The 14,952-nt window shown below is 44.8% G+C and carries 21 protein-coding genes; 6 read left to right on the top strand and 15 right to left on the bottom strand.

Annotation, left to right across the window (positions count from 1 at the left end):
• Positions 1-423: 423 nt before the first annotated feature.
• Both HMPREF1144_RS08665 and HMPREF1144_RS08660 read right to left on the bottom strand, forming a co-directional pair.
• Positions 424-741: a DUF3846 domain-containing protein gene (locus HMPREF1144_RS08665; RefSeq protein WP_042927306.1), complete on the bottom strand. Its 318-nt coding sequence runs from the start codon at positions 739-741 to the stop codon at positions 424-426.
• A gap of 28 nt (positions 742-769) precedes the next feature.
• On the bottom strand, positions 770-1,018 hold the full coding sequence (locus HMPREF1144_RS08660) for a hypothetical protein (RefSeq protein ID WP_009652449.1): 249 nt from the start codon (positions 1,016-1,018) through the stop codon (positions 770-772).
• Between the two features lie 579 nt (positions 1,019-1,597).
• Between HMPREF1144_RS08660 and HMPREF1144_RS08655 the strand changes: the two genes are divergently transcribed.
• Positions 1,598-2,800, top strand: coding sequence for a type II restriction endonuclease (locus tag HMPREF1144_RS08655; protein WP_009652517.1), 1,203 nt, complete (start codon positions 1,598-1,600; stop codon positions 2,798-2,800).
• Positions 2,801-2,891: 91 nt separating this feature from the next.
• Here HMPREF1144_RS08655 and HMPREF1144_RS08650 read toward each other — a convergent pair whose 3' ends face one another.
• The 6 genes from HMPREF1144_RS08650 to HMPREF1144_RS08625 form a co-directional block, all read right to left on the bottom strand.
• Positions 2,892-4,307, bottom strand: a complete 1,416-nt coding sequence (locus HMPREF1144_RS08650; RefSeq protein WP_009652391.1) for a DNA cytosine methyltransferase — start codon at positions 4,305-4,307, stop codon at positions 2,892-2,894.
• 71 nt (positions 4,308-4,378) lie between these two features.
• Positions 4,379-4,708 (bottom strand): hypothetical protein, encoded by a 330-nt coding sequence (locus tag HMPREF1144_RS08645; protein WP_004883132.1) that lies wholly within the window; start codon positions 4,706-4,708, stop codon positions 4,379-4,381.
• A gap of 88 nt (positions 4,709-4,796) precedes the next feature.
• The gene (locus HMPREF1144_RS08640) at positions 4,797-5,231 is read right to left on the bottom strand and encodes a hypothetical protein (RefSeq protein ID WP_009652506.1); all 435 of its coding nucleotides are present in this window, start codon (positions 5,229-5,231) and stop codon (positions 4,797-4,799) included.
• A gap of 66 nt (positions 5,232-5,297) precedes the next feature.
• Complete coding sequence (locus HMPREF1144_RS08635) at positions 5,298-5,672, bottom strand: hypothetical protein (protein WP_052544823.1); 375 nt, start codon at positions 5,670-5,672, stop codon at positions 5,298-5,300.
• A gap of 45 nt (positions 5,673-5,717) precedes the next feature.
• Positions 5,718-5,981, bottom strand: a complete 264-nt coding sequence (locus tag HMPREF1144_RS08630) for a hypothetical protein (protein WP_042927302.1) — start codon at positions 5,979-5,981, stop codon at positions 5,718-5,720.
• Positions 5,982-6,234: 253 nt separating this feature from the next.
• Positions 6,235-6,678, bottom strand: a complete 444-nt coding sequence (locus tag HMPREF1144_RS08625) for a hypothetical protein (RefSeq protein WP_009652418.1) — start codon at positions 6,676-6,678, stop codon at positions 6,235-6,237.
• 270 nt (positions 6,679-6,948) lie between these two features.
• Between HMPREF1144_RS08625 and HMPREF1144_RS08620 the strand changes: the two genes are divergently transcribed.
• Complete coding sequence (locus HMPREF1144_RS08620) at positions 6,949-7,659, top strand: RES family NAD+ phosphorylase (RefSeq protein ID WP_009652442.1); 711 nt, start codon at positions 6,949-6,951, stop codon at positions 7,657-7,659.
• A 37-nt stretch (positions 7,660-7,696) separates the two neighbouring features.
• Here HMPREF1144_RS08620 and HMPREF1144_RS08615 read toward each other — a convergent pair whose 3' ends face one another.
• On the bottom strand, positions 7,697-8,338 hold the full coding sequence (locus tag HMPREF1144_RS08615; RefSeq protein WP_009652520.1) for a hypothetical protein: 642 nt from the start codon (positions 8,336-8,338) through the stop codon (positions 7,697-7,699).
• 143 nt (positions 8,339-8,481) lie between these two features.
• Here HMPREF1144_RS08615 and HMPREF1144_RS08610 point away from each other — a divergent pair, with 143 nt between their 5' ends.
• Complete coding sequence (locus tag HMPREF1144_RS08610; RefSeq protein ID WP_009652398.1) at positions 8,482-8,841, top strand: hypothetical protein; 360 nt, start codon at positions 8,482-8,484, stop codon at positions 8,839-8,841.
• 15 nt (positions 8,842-8,856) lie between these two features.
• On the opposite strand, the gene HMPREF1144_RS08605 is transcribed toward HMPREF1144_RS08610, so the two are convergent.
• Complete coding sequence (locus tag HMPREF1144_RS08605; protein ID WP_042927300.1) at positions 8,857-9,435, bottom strand: hypothetical protein; 579 nt, start codon at positions 9,433-9,435, stop codon at positions 8,857-8,859.
• A 124-nt stretch (positions 9,436-9,559) separates the two neighbouring features.
• On the opposite strand from HMPREF1144_RS08605, the gene HMPREF1144_RS08600 reads away from it, so the two are divergent.
• Complete coding sequence (locus HMPREF1144_RS08600; RefSeq protein WP_042927299.1) at positions 9,560-9,868, top strand: hypothetical protein; 309 nt, start codon at positions 9,560-9,562, stop codon at positions 9,866-9,868.
• Here the strand turns inward: HMPREF1144_RS08600 and HMPREF1144_RS08595 are convergent.
• The 5 genes from HMPREF1144_RS08595 to HMPREF1144_RS08575 form a co-directional block, all read right to left on the bottom strand.
• Positions 9,865-10,443 carry an HNH endonuclease gene (locus HMPREF1144_RS08595; RefSeq protein ID WP_042927297.1) on the bottom strand — a complete coding sequence of 193 codons (579 nt, stop codon included), beginning with the start codon at positions 10,441-10,443 and terminating at the stop codon, positions 9,865-9,867. The two genes, HMPREF1144_RS08600 and HMPREF1144_RS08595, sit on opposite strands and share 4 nt — an antisense overlap.
• 52 nt (positions 10,444-10,495) lie before the next feature.
• A complete protein-coding gene (locus HMPREF1144_RS08590) occupies positions 10,496-11,041 on the bottom strand; it encodes a hypothetical protein (protein ID WP_042927296.1) in 546 nt (181 codons plus the stop codon).
• On the bottom strand, positions 11,038-11,442 hold the full coding sequence (locus tag HMPREF1144_RS33235) for a hypothetical protein (RefSeq protein WP_009652471.1): 405 nt from the start codon (positions 11,440-11,442) through the stop codon (positions 11,038-11,040). Before HMPREF1144_RS33235 ends, HMPREF1144_RS08590 begins: the two co-directional genes overlap by 4 nt.
• A 251-nt stretch (positions 11,443-11,693) precedes the next feature.
• Positions 11,694-11,984 carry a hypothetical protein gene (locus HMPREF1144_RS31165; protein ID WP_009652502.1) on the bottom strand — a complete coding sequence of 97 codons (291 nt, stop codon included), beginning with the start codon at positions 11,982-11,984 and terminating at the stop codon, positions 11,694-11,696.
• 10 nt (positions 11,985-11,994) lie between these two features.
• A complete protein-coding gene (locus tag HMPREF1144_RS08575) occupies positions 11,995-12,693 on the bottom strand; it encodes a hypothetical protein (protein WP_009652396.1) in 699 nt (232 codons plus the stop codon).
• A gap of 925 nt (positions 12,694-13,618) precedes the next feature.
• On the opposite strand from HMPREF1144_RS08575, the gene HMPREF1144_RS08565 reads away from it, so the two are divergent.
• A complete protein-coding gene (locus HMPREF1144_RS08565; protein WP_009652405.1) occupies positions 13,619-14,035 on the top strand; it encodes a hypothetical protein in 417 nt (138 codons plus the stop codon).
• A gap of 136 nt (positions 14,036-14,171) precedes the next feature.
• On the top strand, positions 14,172-14,849 hold the full coding sequence (locus HMPREF1144_RS08560; RefSeq protein WP_009652509.1) for a PIN domain-containing protein: 678 nt from the start codon (positions 14,172-14,174) through the stop codon (positions 14,847-14,849).
• The last annotated feature ends 103 nt before the right edge of the window (positions 14,850-14,952 follow it).

The raw sequence follows: 14,952 nt of genomic DNA, 5'->3' as shown, positions 1-14,952 counted from the left end.
AGGAACTTGTTCGCACCTTCCCTAACGTACCTACAGGTCGGATGGTAAAAGTCATTAGGACGACAGGCCGGAGTAGTGACTACCTAGGGCCTTGCGAGATTTGCTCGGAAAATATGTCCGAGTCGTATGCAGCCCGCTATGGAAGGGAAAGGTTGAAAGAAAATGGAGTCGTATATATCGATAAATCAGGGGGTAGCACATACGGGCATAAAGAATGTTTATTGGCAATGGTTGATGTTAAGCCTGATACCTTGGCACTCCATCTCTGCTGCGGAAAATCAAAAAAGTAACTTTCCTCTACCTGATTGCACTTCACTTTTAGCCCGGTTCCGGTATTTTTCTTTGAAAAAAAAGCCTGTCATTGACAGGCTAAACTAAAAACTCAAACTCAGTGCACCACATAAATATTTTAAAACTTCGATATTACTGAAACTCGCTTTCTTCAAGCATCAACGCATTGCCTACTATATAGTCATCAGGCCTGATAGCACTTTTCGCTATGAGTGTCGCATTGTTGTTTCCTGGTAAGGACAGAAGCTTTCCTTCTTCATTAATGACCAACCAGCTGTAACGAATGCCATCATGTACAATAACAGGATTGAGCATTACAGCCTGAATGTAACCGCCTACCATTTGTTGCATATCTGCAAGCGAGAATGCACCGTCATTATTACGGCTACCTTCAAGGTCCTGAGGGGATAGCTTGCGTATACTATCATCTGCTGTAATCAGTAATGCCATAAGTTCTTCCTTTCTAGCGATGCAGCATTCATTTGTCTTTAGCCATATACATCTTTTCAATGAACGGGATAACCCAGGGCCGAACATAGTGGAAATACTGCTCTTCGTCGGTTTTAGAGTCAGCGTTTGGTGCTTTCTCCACCTTTGTCATTGTATTGTAAACAACAACATTGTTCACAGATTCCAGAATAATACGACACATTTTTATATTACCCGTCTCTCCTTCTACAGATGCCTGGTAATTCAATTCTGCAGTAATCTGGTCTCGGATTTTCATATGTTACCTTTTAGAGTGATACGGGATGCATCTATTTTTCCACATATAAATGCTTAGTCAATAAAATCCCGCATTTTGATTGTAATAAATAATAATGAGTACGCATGGTGTAGACTTATCGGAACGAGTTTAATGCTCTTTCCTGTGAGTCTTTCATTGATGAGAACATCGCGCATATCTATTCTTACATTTAAAGTCGCTTCGTCAATCCCTTAAATTCTTTGGATGCCACATTTGAATTCAACAGGTATTTTCCATCTCATAAACAGTGAGAAATTATAAAGAAGAAATAGCGCCATTGTGTTTTCTAACTTGATTTAAAATGTTGGTGTGACTACGTTGAGGAACATAATGTTGAGGTGGTGATGATATTTAAACCTATGTCATTAGCGTTGTTTTCAAACATTTAGTGCTAGTATTCACGTTTTTTTATCAGCGTAACTTCTTGAACATTTAAATAAATTCACAGTTAATCATCCCATTTCCCCAGCCCCACTCTGTCTCTTTTAGCCTTGCTTCTAACCTCAGGATCCGTAACATCACTCATAAACAGTGAGTGTTTATGGTGGAGTGGTTTGAATGAGTCTTCTGGCGGAGTGGTTGCAAACAAAGTGTTCTGCGAATGTTTGGATATACGTTAAGCGCTTATCCGCTAACGATACCGGCGCTACAAGATCCCACCAGTCTGGTCTTTACATGCCGGGAGCCGTCATTGATGAGCTCTTCCCCTCCCTCCGTGATACTCAGTTAAGAAATCCTGAAGCTCTTTTTTCTGTTCACGTGTCATCTCATCCTGATTGCCCTGACCTTCATGATGTAAGGGCCATTTACTACAACAATAAATTTTTCGGGGGAACCCGTGATGAAAAGCGTCTGACGGGCTTTGGCAGACAAAATCCTCTCCAGAATCCGGAGAATACCGGCGCTCTGGCACTTCTCGCCTTCGACCATGTGCCTGGAACATCTTCCAGTTATTGTGATGTCTGGGTCTGCAAGGACCTGACCGAGGAAGATATTCTTGAACCAATTATTGGTGAAGTTATCCCGGGAGCAACGATTTTTGGTCCTGGAGACAAAATAATTGGAGGGTTGGTTACAGAAAATTCTCCTGGCAGAACAAAGTATGTGCTTCCACTGGAATGGACTCACTACTTCCCTTCAGGAAGGGAAATTATTGGTTTTGCTGCGTGTCATTACGATAGAACAACTGACGATCCGGACTCACAACTGATGCGGAGGAGGAAAATTGAGTTTGAAATTTTTCTTGCCGTTGAGGAACTGCACGTGCTGGGTCAGATAGCCGAAGGCTTTGCCACGGTGAATGATTTTATTACGCTTGCTAACTCAGTGAGTAACCGGAGGAAGTCTCGTGCCGGGAAAAGTCTTGAGCTCCATCTTGAATCTCTTTTCAAAGAACACGGTGTAATGAGCTTTGAAACTCAGGCTATCACGGAAGGTAAGAAAAAACCCGATTTCATCTTTCCTTCCGGTGCTGCCTATCACGATCCTTATTACCCTGCTGAACAGTTACGCATGTTGGGGGTTAAAACCACCTGTAAGGACCGCTGGCGGCAGGTACTGAATGAGGCTGACAGAATTGATACAGTACACCTGTTCACCTTACAGCAGGGCGTATCTGTGGCACAGTTCAGGGAAATGCAGTCTGAGGGGATACGGCTCGTTGTACCGGTAGGGTTGCATAAGGCCTTTCCCGAGGAAATCAGGGGTGAGCTAATGTCACTATCTGCGTTTATCGATGAACTTAAAAAACTCTATTGGTGACATCCCCCCACATCTGGCGAGAGTCGTATGCGCAATGGGATGATACCAGCATAGATATTTGAAGAGCCCCTTGGGGCTCTTTCAATACCTTCTATTTCCGCGCCTTCACAGCCTCGATGATCCGTGACTCCAGCAATTTCGCTACTGCATCGAATACCGGCACGATGACGGAATTTCCGAACTGGCGGTAAGCCTGAGTATCGGATACGGGGATTCTAAAAGTTACTTTCCCTGGCTGCTCAAATCCCATTAGCCGGGCACACTCACGCGGTGTTAGACGACGAGGACGTCGGGTCATGTTCTCTGGGTCGTTAAAGTTCTTTTCACCGAGTTCGCTATCCCAACCACGATCAACGAGCGATTCTGAACCATCCTTGTGATATCTCGCTGATATTGTGCGAGAAATTGCATCATCATTTTCAGGCCTCACCAGTCCAAAACCAAAACCATTGCCTTTCTCTTGGTGTTTTTTGGCGTATTTATAGAGATAATCCCACAGCTTTGGCGTTAGTGTGTATTTATCATCAACATCACTGTCAAGGAGCTCTCTGAACAGTACTTTTCTTTCAGGGAACAGAGAAGAAATGTCACCAAGGCTAAATCCCTGACTTAAATTCAGATCACGTCTGAAGCCTACCAGAACAATACGCTCCCGGTGCTGAGGGATGAAATGCTTACCATCTATAACTTTTGGATCATCGGCACCTGTAGCCTCAGCATCGGCAACGTCGTAACCGAGTTCATTCAGGGTATCCATAATGACACGGAAAGTTTTCCCTTTATCGTGGCTTTTGAGGTTCTTGACGTTCTCAAGTACAAAGATGGCCGGTTTTTTTGCCATGATGATACGAGCCACATCAAAGAATAAGGTCCCCTGGGTATCACATTCAAAACCGTGTTTACGGCCAAGTGAGTTTTTCTTACTGACTCCGGCAAGGCTAAAGGGCTGACATGGAAATCCAGCTAACAGGACATCATGATCGGGTATCGATTTATCGATATGGGTGTAGGCGTCTTCTTCGCTGATATCTTCTTTATGACTGAGGGTCACATCGCGGATATCCGAATTGAAGATATGCGCTTCGGGATCGCAATACCAGTTTGCTTTATAAGTTTTTACTGAATAGCTGTTCCATTCACTTGTGAAAACACACTGGCCGCCAATGGCTTCAAACCCATGACGGATACCGCCGATACCGGCGAAGAGATCGATGAACCGAAAAGCATAATTGGGGTGGTTAGCTGGCGGCTGCGGGAGCAGCCTTTCAAGAAGCGATGCCTCAGTTACGGTAAGTGAACGAGGCCCACATTTTCCGTTAATCCAGCGGTTCAGGGTCTCCCTGGTCCAGTCTGAATTTCCCAGCTTACGCAGAAGTTCGGCAACAAACTTCTGATCATAGATTTCAAGGACTTTCCCTATCAGTGACAGGTCCCTTTGCTGTTGTCTGGCCTCTTCATTACGTGCCTCTTCCACCAGCTCTTCCGCAAGGGAATCAAATTCAGACATTATTGCCTCCACAGGTTATCTGCGTGATAGTTTATCACTCATTTAACCCAGCGCAAATAATATCTGTGGTTTTAACCAGTATAACGAGCTCTGCCCAGCCAGGCCTCCCATTGTTTGTCAATGTCTTCGTCATTATATCCATCTTTAGCTCGGAGATTCTCCCAACCAGAGAGAGGCCCCCCTTCGTTGTTCTGTTCCCACCATGCTTCAAAATTTTGTTGCTCTTGGTGGTACGCAAATGCTTTTGTCGAATGGGTGTCCCGGGCTTTATAGCCCTCCCACATTGCCGACATCATGACAAACCACAGGTCCCCAGAACCATCCTTCTTTTTATCGAAAAACCAGTCGATGAATTCATGGGACATCCCGTGCTTGTCAGCCAACTCGTAACGTTTATCCATAAAAATTCCCCTCCTCTTTCTGCTGATGCTGTTCTTCTTTAGTAACGAATCGTTTCGCCTAAAACATAGCCAAATTTTTTTATAGAACTCACAGCTGGTTATATTCTGAACTGTAACTTCCTATGATCTGGTGAAGGGTCTCATGAACATGCTCATCAATGGTGATTTGGTGGCCCTCAATATACTCTGGAGCATCCTTTAGCCCTTTGTATACGATTTTGTCCATGCCAAACTGATCTGCCGTGATATCGACAACAAAGAGCATTCCATTTACGTTGGCAACAACCCAATAATGCCCTTTCATACCGGCGGCAGTAAGTATTCCACCATCATCAACACCATCTCCACCGGCGATACGTGTCCTGACACCTGAAAATTTCTCCAGGAGCATGGATACCAGAATCGAACCATACATGCAGGTTCCTGTGGTATCAGATGAATTGAGGCTACTGGAGATTAAATTTTCAAAAATACGCCGGGACATCTCCACCACCTCACGCGGATGAGAGTGTTGTTGCGTCATTATGCCTCCTGTCAACGGTCAGCTCCAGGAACCTATACGTTCTCATTCGTGCTGTCTTAAATGTGTTTATCGGTTATCTATGCCATCCAATTGCATGGCAAACTTGATTTCTAGTGAGCGGCGTAATGCCTTCAGGGCGCGTTCTTTAGTGCTGAACTGTGGTATGCCATTCTGGCTACCATTCATACCACGCATACGACGGGAGGCTGCATCAACAACTTCGCCCTCCTCCCGGGTGCCGTGGACACTATTACCGCTCCATGTCGGATAAACAGTGCCAGAGGCCACGTTGAAGCTCCATCCGTTTTGGTAATCCCCCGAGGTCTCCGGTACGGGCATATCACGTTCAACCCGATAGTCAGACCAACGTAAAGCTCTGTTTATTCTGGCCTGTGCCACCAGCTGATCATAGGCTGCTTGTTCTTTTTTATTCATCGCCATAACTGACAATCTCCTTTGATGGTAATTACAAGTTAGCCAGGTACGTCATTTCTTTTCAGGCTTCGTGATGTCTTGAATGTTTTTTAATATCAGAGCTATTTCGGAACTTCGGTCCTTCAGGAGTTCACTCAGGTCATCCCATATACCGACTGGTATTGGTCTGTCACCAGAAAGCCACTGACGGATGCGTCTGCCGTCCGCCAGTCCAAGGGCTCTGGCGAGTTCTGTTTGCCAGCGCTCACCAAACAGCAACTGACCTGCACTGATGAGCAATCCGCGTCTGTTGTCGTTCTCACTGGTTGATTTCATATCTGGTTTCATCTCTGCGGGAGAGCTCCCATCCGGCGAATTGCCGAAATACTTGCCTCCACGCCAAAAAGATTCTCAGCTGGTGGTTTCTCGCCTGCAAGCTGGCAGGCGGTGCAGGCTGCCTGATATGAGTTAGTTCGCTCCCGGAAAAGAGCCTGGAGAGCGACTACAACCAGAGTACGGTCGTCACCTGTTAAATCTTCAAGTTTCATACAAGCCTCATAAGTTATGGGTCAGTAGGGGCTGAGAATGGTTAATCCTGATTAATACCGTACGCTGAAAAGTCCTGAGCGTTTCCTGTCACAGCTGATAGAAGACGGAGGATGTTCTCTTCTCCGATGACAGCGAGCGCGGTCGGCATCAATCCGAACTCATCGTTTGTCAGACCAATTGCCATTTTATGCTCGCTGTGTCGACTAGCCGACTCGATACGGTCTATGAAGACGTCAATGCAACCATCGATACCGCGTGCTGCAGCAGCTTTGGTCATATCACAGGCATGGTCCCCGTTCAGTACGAAAAAGACTCGTCCATCCAGAACCAGAGCGGTTGTATCGCAGCCATACCCGGCAGATGAACTGTTATAGCTGATATGAAAGCGCTCAAATCCGCGAGTCATATTGGGCGCTGGGGTATTGATCACAGGAACAACATCTGAGGAAAAACCCAGCTCAGCTAATTGAGGGATAGTTGACATGAACGCCTCCTGAGGCAGTTAATGGGCGGCTCCGTAGCCTTCCCTTTCAATATTGATTGTACCTTAAATTAGGTACAATGCAAGCTAACATTTATACTCTAAATTTATCTGGAAGATAAACCATATTTATATGAAACATATGGTTTTTTTGGGATATAATATAAGCGAGACCGCAGGTCTTATTCGTCCTTGAATGACGATACTTCAGGGACATTTTATAAATGAGAATGGAGAAAGCCTATGGCCTAATCTGTTGTAAGGAGGTGTTTTATGGATAAATGGATTTTTGAAGAAGATAAAGTGACGCAGGGAATTGTAGCGTTACAAAAGGTAGGACGTATTCCGACAGTGACAATCAATCCGGCTTCGGCTGTTTTGAAGCGTCACCAGAAGAAGCGTTATGCAAGTGCAGTACAGTTCAGTGCGCCAGTGTTATTTGAAGATTGTGGACGCTACAACCCACCCGGTGGTTCGATTGCCGTGTGGTACGCTGCAGACTCATCATTAACGGCAGCGGCGGAAGCATACGGACGTTTACTTCATTTGGGTGGTCCTGTTAATTACCCAGAGAAAGTCTTACATCAGCATTATATGTGCTCGATAGATGTCAACAGAACGGTAAAAGTGATCGATATTGTTGGTTTATGCCAGCTGCTTCACATTCCACCTGACAGTGTTGAAAACGAAAACTATACCTTCACACAATGGCTTATGTCGTATTTGCATACGCATTTTGGAAGTGATTTTGATGGGATCTCTTATTCTGGAAGGCACTATCGCTACAAGCGTTGTTACGCTTTCTGGGAAATGCCTGGTAAGCCACCAGCTTTCACTGATACTCCCGGGGGGATGGTACCTTATGCATCTTTCAGGGAGACAGATACAGGGATTTTTCCTGTAGGTTGGCATGGCACGTTCATGACCGGCGAAGAGATGTTTGAGGAATTACTAAACTTCAGAATTATGCCCGAACCGAAGTAATTAAAAAGGGGCGCGGTATGCCCCTTTTTTCTTAATCTCAGCTGGCAACATGGCTGCCGAATAGTCGTGCGGCCCGAACGGCCAGAGCCAGTTCATCTTCAGCTGCGCCATCAGTCAGGATCTGGACGGGTGTTTTGGTTTGCTCATCGCTGACCGCAATCGGTGCTTTGAAAACCTCCAGCCGCAACACCGGATGGGTATTTTCATCGAATGCGTCCATGATGTCTTTAAATCCAGGTCTCAGACCTTTATCAGTAAACTGGAAGACCGGGAACATAAAGTCACCGTTTTGCTTAAAGGCCAGAAGCTGATTCTTCTTCACCCGGATGTTCACTGCCTGTCGGGTAATCCCCAGTATGTCAGCCACATCATTGACTTTAAGGGTGCCGCCCATTTCCTGAAGGCTTCTGTAAAAAGCTTCCAGATTTTCACGACGGCGATGAACCTTACGCATTTCATACTCAGATGCGCGCGTTTTCTGCTGCATTTGCACAGAGTACAGCAACTGCATCAATGAGCCATCATCCAGTGTGATCGCTTCCATGGCCTGAGATTTGTCCTCAAACTCTGGCATCAGAGACAGTGCAATATTGTTTATTCTTTTCAGTAAATTAAGCTGAAAATCTGTCAGGTTACCAGTAGTGTCTGGTAGTTTTTCCGCTGTGGTGTTTTTGTACATAAGCCACCTCCATTTGACGATTATTATATATCCGTTTCGCGGAATGGTCAAGCATAGGGACTAGCGCCAGGAATTAGCCAGGTTCCAACTATCACGGAATGTCCGTATGATCGGTGTGATGAGAATAAACAGGATAAGCCGTTATGTTTAAAAGCCTTGCCGAGTATCTGCAGTCTCAACGAGACAGGGAGGAAGCACAGAAACGTAAACTAAACCTGTTAAAGCGTACCGTAAGGAATGGTGAGGCGGGAGAAATAATCGCAGGACTGATTGACCTCGGTTCAGTTGGTGTGGATTTTAAAAAAACGACGACCGATTACATCTATGAGTACTTTGCATCCGCCCGTTCTATTGATGTGTTAGTGGTCATGCTATTTCTCAATATGAAGCATCCCCTCTCCGATGGAGCAATAAAAAAAGCCTATGCAAGGCAAACCGACTGCGAAGATTCGAGGTCTGCTTATATAGGCCTGATAGTGGACACTATGGATAAACGCCGGTAACCCCACAATCCTCCGCTAACTGGCGTCTCCTTTTTTCCTTAGAAAGGCCATACTGACCTCGTCACGCAAAACAGAAACGGTCTTAAGTGCTGCCTCAAGTCTCGATGCAGCCAGATCAAGCTCGTTCCCGTACCAGGTCAAGGCCTCAGTATCCATGCCTTTTGTTTCAATGGTCGGAGGTAGCTCAAGCAGTTCGGGTTTTTTCTGCTTTAACGAGAACAAATTCATTTCATCAATAGTATTGAACTCACCAACGATGCTTTCTTCATAGTCCGGTCGCTGAGACTGTACCACCAGCCTGAAGGGAGGTTCGTTAGAATACATGAAAATGGGTTGCTGACGTGTAAAAATCCATTTTGCCTGGGCGTCGTGGGCTAGGACACAAGCCTCTTCGTAAGTTCCTGCATTTCCAAGCACCGATGAGCGGTCCCACGCTCCACCGTTGAGACACCTGACCGTAATTGAGCCGTCTGGTTTAGTGATCCCATAAGGATGATCCCACCATTCATCCAGCTGTTTTTTGCTTCGTTCACTGTTAGGGGTGTCATCAAAATTGGCCGGAAGTTTTGGGTCAAGTGGTATCTGAGATGGCATACGTTTATCCGTTTTCACCATGTTGAGGCATAAAGCCGGACAGACGCGATACGATTACTGGTAGGTGCATCATGCCCGATAATGCCTAGACTTGAAAAATCATATATAACAGGGAACGGGAACAATGCAAAAAAAATTGCTGATAATGTTGGTCTGTGCCACAGGCATTCTTTCAGGCTGTAAGGAGGAAGGTATCACCCCAACCGGCGAAGCATGTATGGGCACCGATAATGACAGTCTGGTAGAAGGTCTGGAGGGAAAATGCCAGAAAGGCGATATCATTGCGACAAAACACCCGGCATATTTTTGTGATTTCAAAAGCGAGATTGCTTTAAATAATTACAACAGTGCGATATGTATTTATACCGGTAAGCAAGCTGATGAACGGATTAAAGAAGCCGACAGCAGCTCAAGAAAAGACAGCAAACCTTAACGCTGGTAAGCCTCCCTGTGCTCCAGAAAGTATGAAAGCTGGGGTTCCAGAGCTGCTGTGGCATCATAGACCTCAAACCAGAACACAACCGGTCTCTCTATGACCGTCACTAGCCCGAATCGTTGGGCGGTGCGGAAATTGACAGAATAGGCTTGAGCGCGTTCGGGCTGGTGGGCAATCTGTTTTCTGAATCCTTCAATCGTATACGTCGATTTAAACAGGTTACAGTGAGAGCATGAGGGATACAGGTTGTCGAGCTCATGCCGCTCCGGGTGAAATACACGTCCGTTAGAACGGACAAAATGAGAAACCCGACTCCCCTGAGGGGCCCGGACTATGTCAAAATCACGACGTACGGGCTCAACATGATCAGCATGCCAACCAGTCTCTTTCAGCTCACATGCGCAATACGCACAACGGCTTGCAAATTTAAGCCTAAGTTCAGCTCGCTGTGATTTTGTGATCTTAGTTTTAGGTTTGGTGGCTTTACCTGGCAAATCATCTTTATCTACGATGTTCTTGTGGGAGGGCGGCTCAACCAACTCCCCGCCCCTTTTGATTACTCTTTCAGCCATGACTACTCCAGAAAGTAACTTTTGGAATTACAGGTTTTTACTTACAGTAGCTTCAGTCTTTCGTTCCGCTAAAGCTTTTAAGATTAACGACAACATCCGCTTTTTGTTCTGGCTTAATGCCAAATTCATTTAGCATTCTCATTCTCAGATCCCATCTCTCATCATGACACCAGTGTTTTATGTTATTAACACTAGCTTCGCCGTCGTTAATGAGATTTTCAAGCGGGACATCATTAGTTCCAGTAAAAAAATCTTCATTATCGCGGCCATTATATTTTTCGATATATTCCAGCAATTGCCTGTCAAGTATGCCAGCCCAGGTTTTAGGGAGCATTAGATAGCGATAAAAACAAATAACAACAATAACCCCCACCCCCCATGAAATTAGTGCAATTAAACCTGACCGTGTTAGACAAAATAAAAATAAAGATAATAGCATCGGAGCGACAACTGTAGCAGCCCATAAAGGAGGGGGAGTATTATCCTCTATACGTAAACATGTAAATATAATCCACCAAAGCTTTTTCATTTTAAGCTTAGTCAGTTTCTTTAAATCACCTTCAGCATTCATACTGCCCCTTCTAATTTTTGCAATCATCTTTCTTTTCCTTCGTATAATTCCCACTGCCGGATATATTCGTCATACTGAAGCTTAGGGACATTAATGATAACGCCACCGCAGTCTTGTTTATTAACTGGTTCGGAAAAGGTTCCTGTAGGTATGTTCACCTCCAGAAGTTTACAGTCTTTTTTCCAGTGTCTCCCTGCTTCAAGCTCATCCATCGTAAATGATCTACTGGTAAAAATGACAGCCGTGACGATCGCAGCCAAAGCTATCATAACGCCAAAAGCCAAGATATAATCTATATTCATTCGCAGAGAAATTTTTTTAGGGATAATGAATTTAGTCAGCGTGCACAAAAAACCGATAACAATAAGGAATAAGCATACACCATTAAGCCAGGCGATATTATTCCCTTCAAGATAGTAAGCTGTCATTGCCTGTCTCCTTGCAGTACTTCTATTGCATTGTTCAAAACTTTGTCGTTTGAACAAATATATGTTGGTTTGTGCGCCAACCCATCCTTCCTGATTGGTCCTGAATTCATAACTTTATCGTGATTTTCGAGTACCATTAAATTTATCCGGTAGGTATTGAGTATGGAGCGAATTGTCTTCCCATAATTCGATAGAAAGAGGGTAATCAGCTATCGACAAATGAAGGCCTGCATACTCACTCTGTAAGTTACCTATTCACTGAATATTTCCTTGATTAACTCCGATATGGTTATACTCTTATTGCCATTCATAACATGGTCATAATCAGCTGCGTTTACATTTTCAACGACATCACCGCACTGAAGCCGATTTTGCTCGGAAGAAAAAAAACCATTATCAATATTTTTTTCTACCAACCGGCAGTCGTTTACCCAATGGCGGGCTTGTTTTTCCGGTATATCGTCATGGCCTGGATAAAACAGCAAGCTATATCCACCTAAAACAACTAAAGGCACAACGCCTAATTTAAAAATATTGCTCATAACATAACCTTCAATCAATTAATTTAAATGTTACAACCCAAACGAGTGGGTTTGATGCCCAACTGTCCCCCCCATAAATCTGGTTCCATAAACTTTGATAAGATCGGCGATACAGCTCATTCATTTCAACATAGTGGTCCATCTCTTCAGACCAGAACTGAAAGAATGAGTCAGGGGTATCATAATTTCGGGCGACAACGGTTTGATCCCATACTTCAGTCAATATTCCTTCTTCATACGCATCCTCATGACTGATATCAGCAAGCTTCTCTAACCGGGAACCGGATATTTCAAGCAGGTACCGGCTTGCCCATCGAGGCATACCAACTGGCGTTGCCCAGGCCAAATCACCCTGAGTTGTCCGTGCTTTAGCTGGGAACATTTTGTGCTTCGTTTCTGCGGTGATCTCACGGTATTCCTTATCAGCGCGGTACTGTACCCCCGTCTGAACCAGGAAGGGAGATTCAAGCGTTCTTTGCCATTCCGATCTGGCCGTTTCCCTTACCCAGATCCTGTCGCCGGTTTGCCCATATGGACATTTTAATACCGGATGTATTGCCCCGGGGTTCTTTCCTGCGTCCATACTTTCTGAGAAATAACGCCCCCCTTTGACTGGTCGTCTGAATTGCGTTTTGTTGCCGCTCTGAAGACACACAATCTCTTCGGGTGAAAATGTCAGTGGACGGATTTTTGGTTTTGAAAATAACATTCAGATACCCTTAGTTATTGAGGTTTGATGATAGTTATGCTCGCCGTCTCCATACATTGAAATAGACATACCCTATTCCAATAAGAAAAGGTGCGTAAACCAGCTGGTACTCAAGATAAATATCTCTGCGAAACCTGATACTGACATAAAACTGAACAACAGAAAGAATGCCAAGCACCAGATGATGCGAGAAAAGGGAAAAAACCAGAAACCTGATGTTCTTTTGATGCTGTTGAAGGGTAAAAAGACGTAGTGCAATTCCCATGGTCACCAGTACCAGAAAAATGGGTTGAGAGTGCGGGAATACCATAATTTGGCAACAGGAAATAATTGTGAAGTACCCAGCTACCAGAATATTGAATCTTCGCGTTATGGTAGTAGTAGACATATTCTCCTCAGTGCGCAAAGTGTACGAATTTTTAAGACGCTACCGCCCTTCCCTTTAACCTTGCAGGGCACTGGCCTTAAATGCTGGATTTAATCTAACATAACGAATTTTGAGATTTTCCCGCCACGAGACTCATTCTTGCAGTTGAGCGTTTTTTTTAACGTTCAAAGATGGATTTTTCTCTGAATGCCTCTTGATACATAACCTCATCAATTAGCTGATCAAGAATTCTGTTAGTAATGAAACTGTCATTAGGGCTGTGAATCAGCCTTCCTCTTCTGCGAAGCCGCTTTCTTCTTGCTGTGTATACATTTTTCTCATTACCAAACCTGAATGCAGGTGTCATTTTGACTTCTCCGTATGGATTAGTCTTTTGACAATAGCAATTTAGATAGCTCCTGGAAGACCCTATTTTTCTGTCGCATTTTTTTTCGCCATGGCTTTTTTTCGTCCTGTTATTCAGAAATTTTCGATCCTGATTTTGATATAACTGGATTATTGGCATCAGGCCTATTCATACGGAAAAGGGAACCTTTGATGAGCTCAAAAAACGTGGTTATTAGTGCGAAACATCCGGTTGCCGGAAACCTGTACTTGGAAATGATCCCGGATAGCGAGGTCGGGTTTTCAGATATCTATCAGATAACAGACAGTCTTTCTCGTGCAGACGTTCTGCCCTGTGACTGGCGAGAGCTTAAACGGCAGTGGGGTAAGGACTTTCTGGGCCATGGCTCATGGGATGTGTACTACATAAAACAGCATGTGAACCGGATTAACTGGTTTGGCAATGACAGCATTAAAAACATTGAGATCAGGCACAGCCTGTCCATAAAAGAGCTTATTGACTGGGTTTCAGATCCCAGCCGTTGGATAGATATAGCCGTCGAGGTGGATGATACCAGTGGCTCCAGACCAATGGCCGTAGCCATGGTGAATCAGGAGCTGGACGTTTAGTCAGGATTTGCCCTTTAAAAAGTCACTTTTACTGGGTGCAGGTAATGTACGTAGGCATAAAAGTTACTTTTGGCCTGCATGTGGTGTAGGCGATTTGGTTGATATTTGGTTCAACCTTTTTTTTCGGGAGAGAGTAATGCGAAGTCCCAAAACCAGAATTGCCCTGATTGATTATGAAAATATCGGAAGCCTTGAGGGAGTTTCCCTTCATGACTTTGACAAAGTGCTTTTCTTCACGGGCGCTAAACAGGAAAACATTAAAATTCCTGTTACGTCCCTGAGCTCTGCAATTTCTTTACGCATTATTCCGGCGACTGAGGTATCCAAAAACAATGTTGATTTCCATCTGGTCCTGGAACTCGGACAACTGACCGCATTGGCCGGGGATACGTCACACTTCTCTGTTATCTCCCGTGACAAGGGCTATGACGGTATTATTGCCCGTCTGAAAGCAACAGGGATCAGCTGTACAAGGATCTCTCCAGCCCTGCCCGTTCCGCAGCCGGTTAAAGACAAGGCTTCAACAATGAAAGTGATGAAAGCCAAAGAGCATGACATGGGCTACTGGATTAACAGACTGAAGCTTTCCTGCGCATCCTCCCCTAAATCTCTCCCGGCCACACCAAAGGCCTTACAAAATTACCTTTCAAATTTGACGGGGCAAAAGACCTGTTCATTGCTGAACGAACGGATTAAGCAGGAGCTGATTAGTCTTGGTTTCATCTCGATTTACGAAAACACGCTGGTGTGGAATCGCTCATTACACTCGCCAGTCCAGAAGAGCAGGCGTGCTGTTCTCCAGCAGGTGAAATAAGCCGCTGGCCTGAAGTGCAGAATCATAAACATCCGTTTTTTTTCAACGGAGAAGGAAAGTAACTTTTAGGCATGTATCGCTCCATCAGTGGTTAAGAGCGACA

Source organism: Klebsiella sp. OBRC7 (assembly GCF_000293135.1).
GTDB lineage: Bacteria > Pseudomonadota > Gammaproteobacteria > Enterobacterales > Enterobacteriaceae > Klebsiella > Klebsiella michiganensis.
The sequence above is the reverse complement of the archived record's forward strand: the minus strand, read 5'-3'. Positions and strand labels throughout refer to the sequence as shown.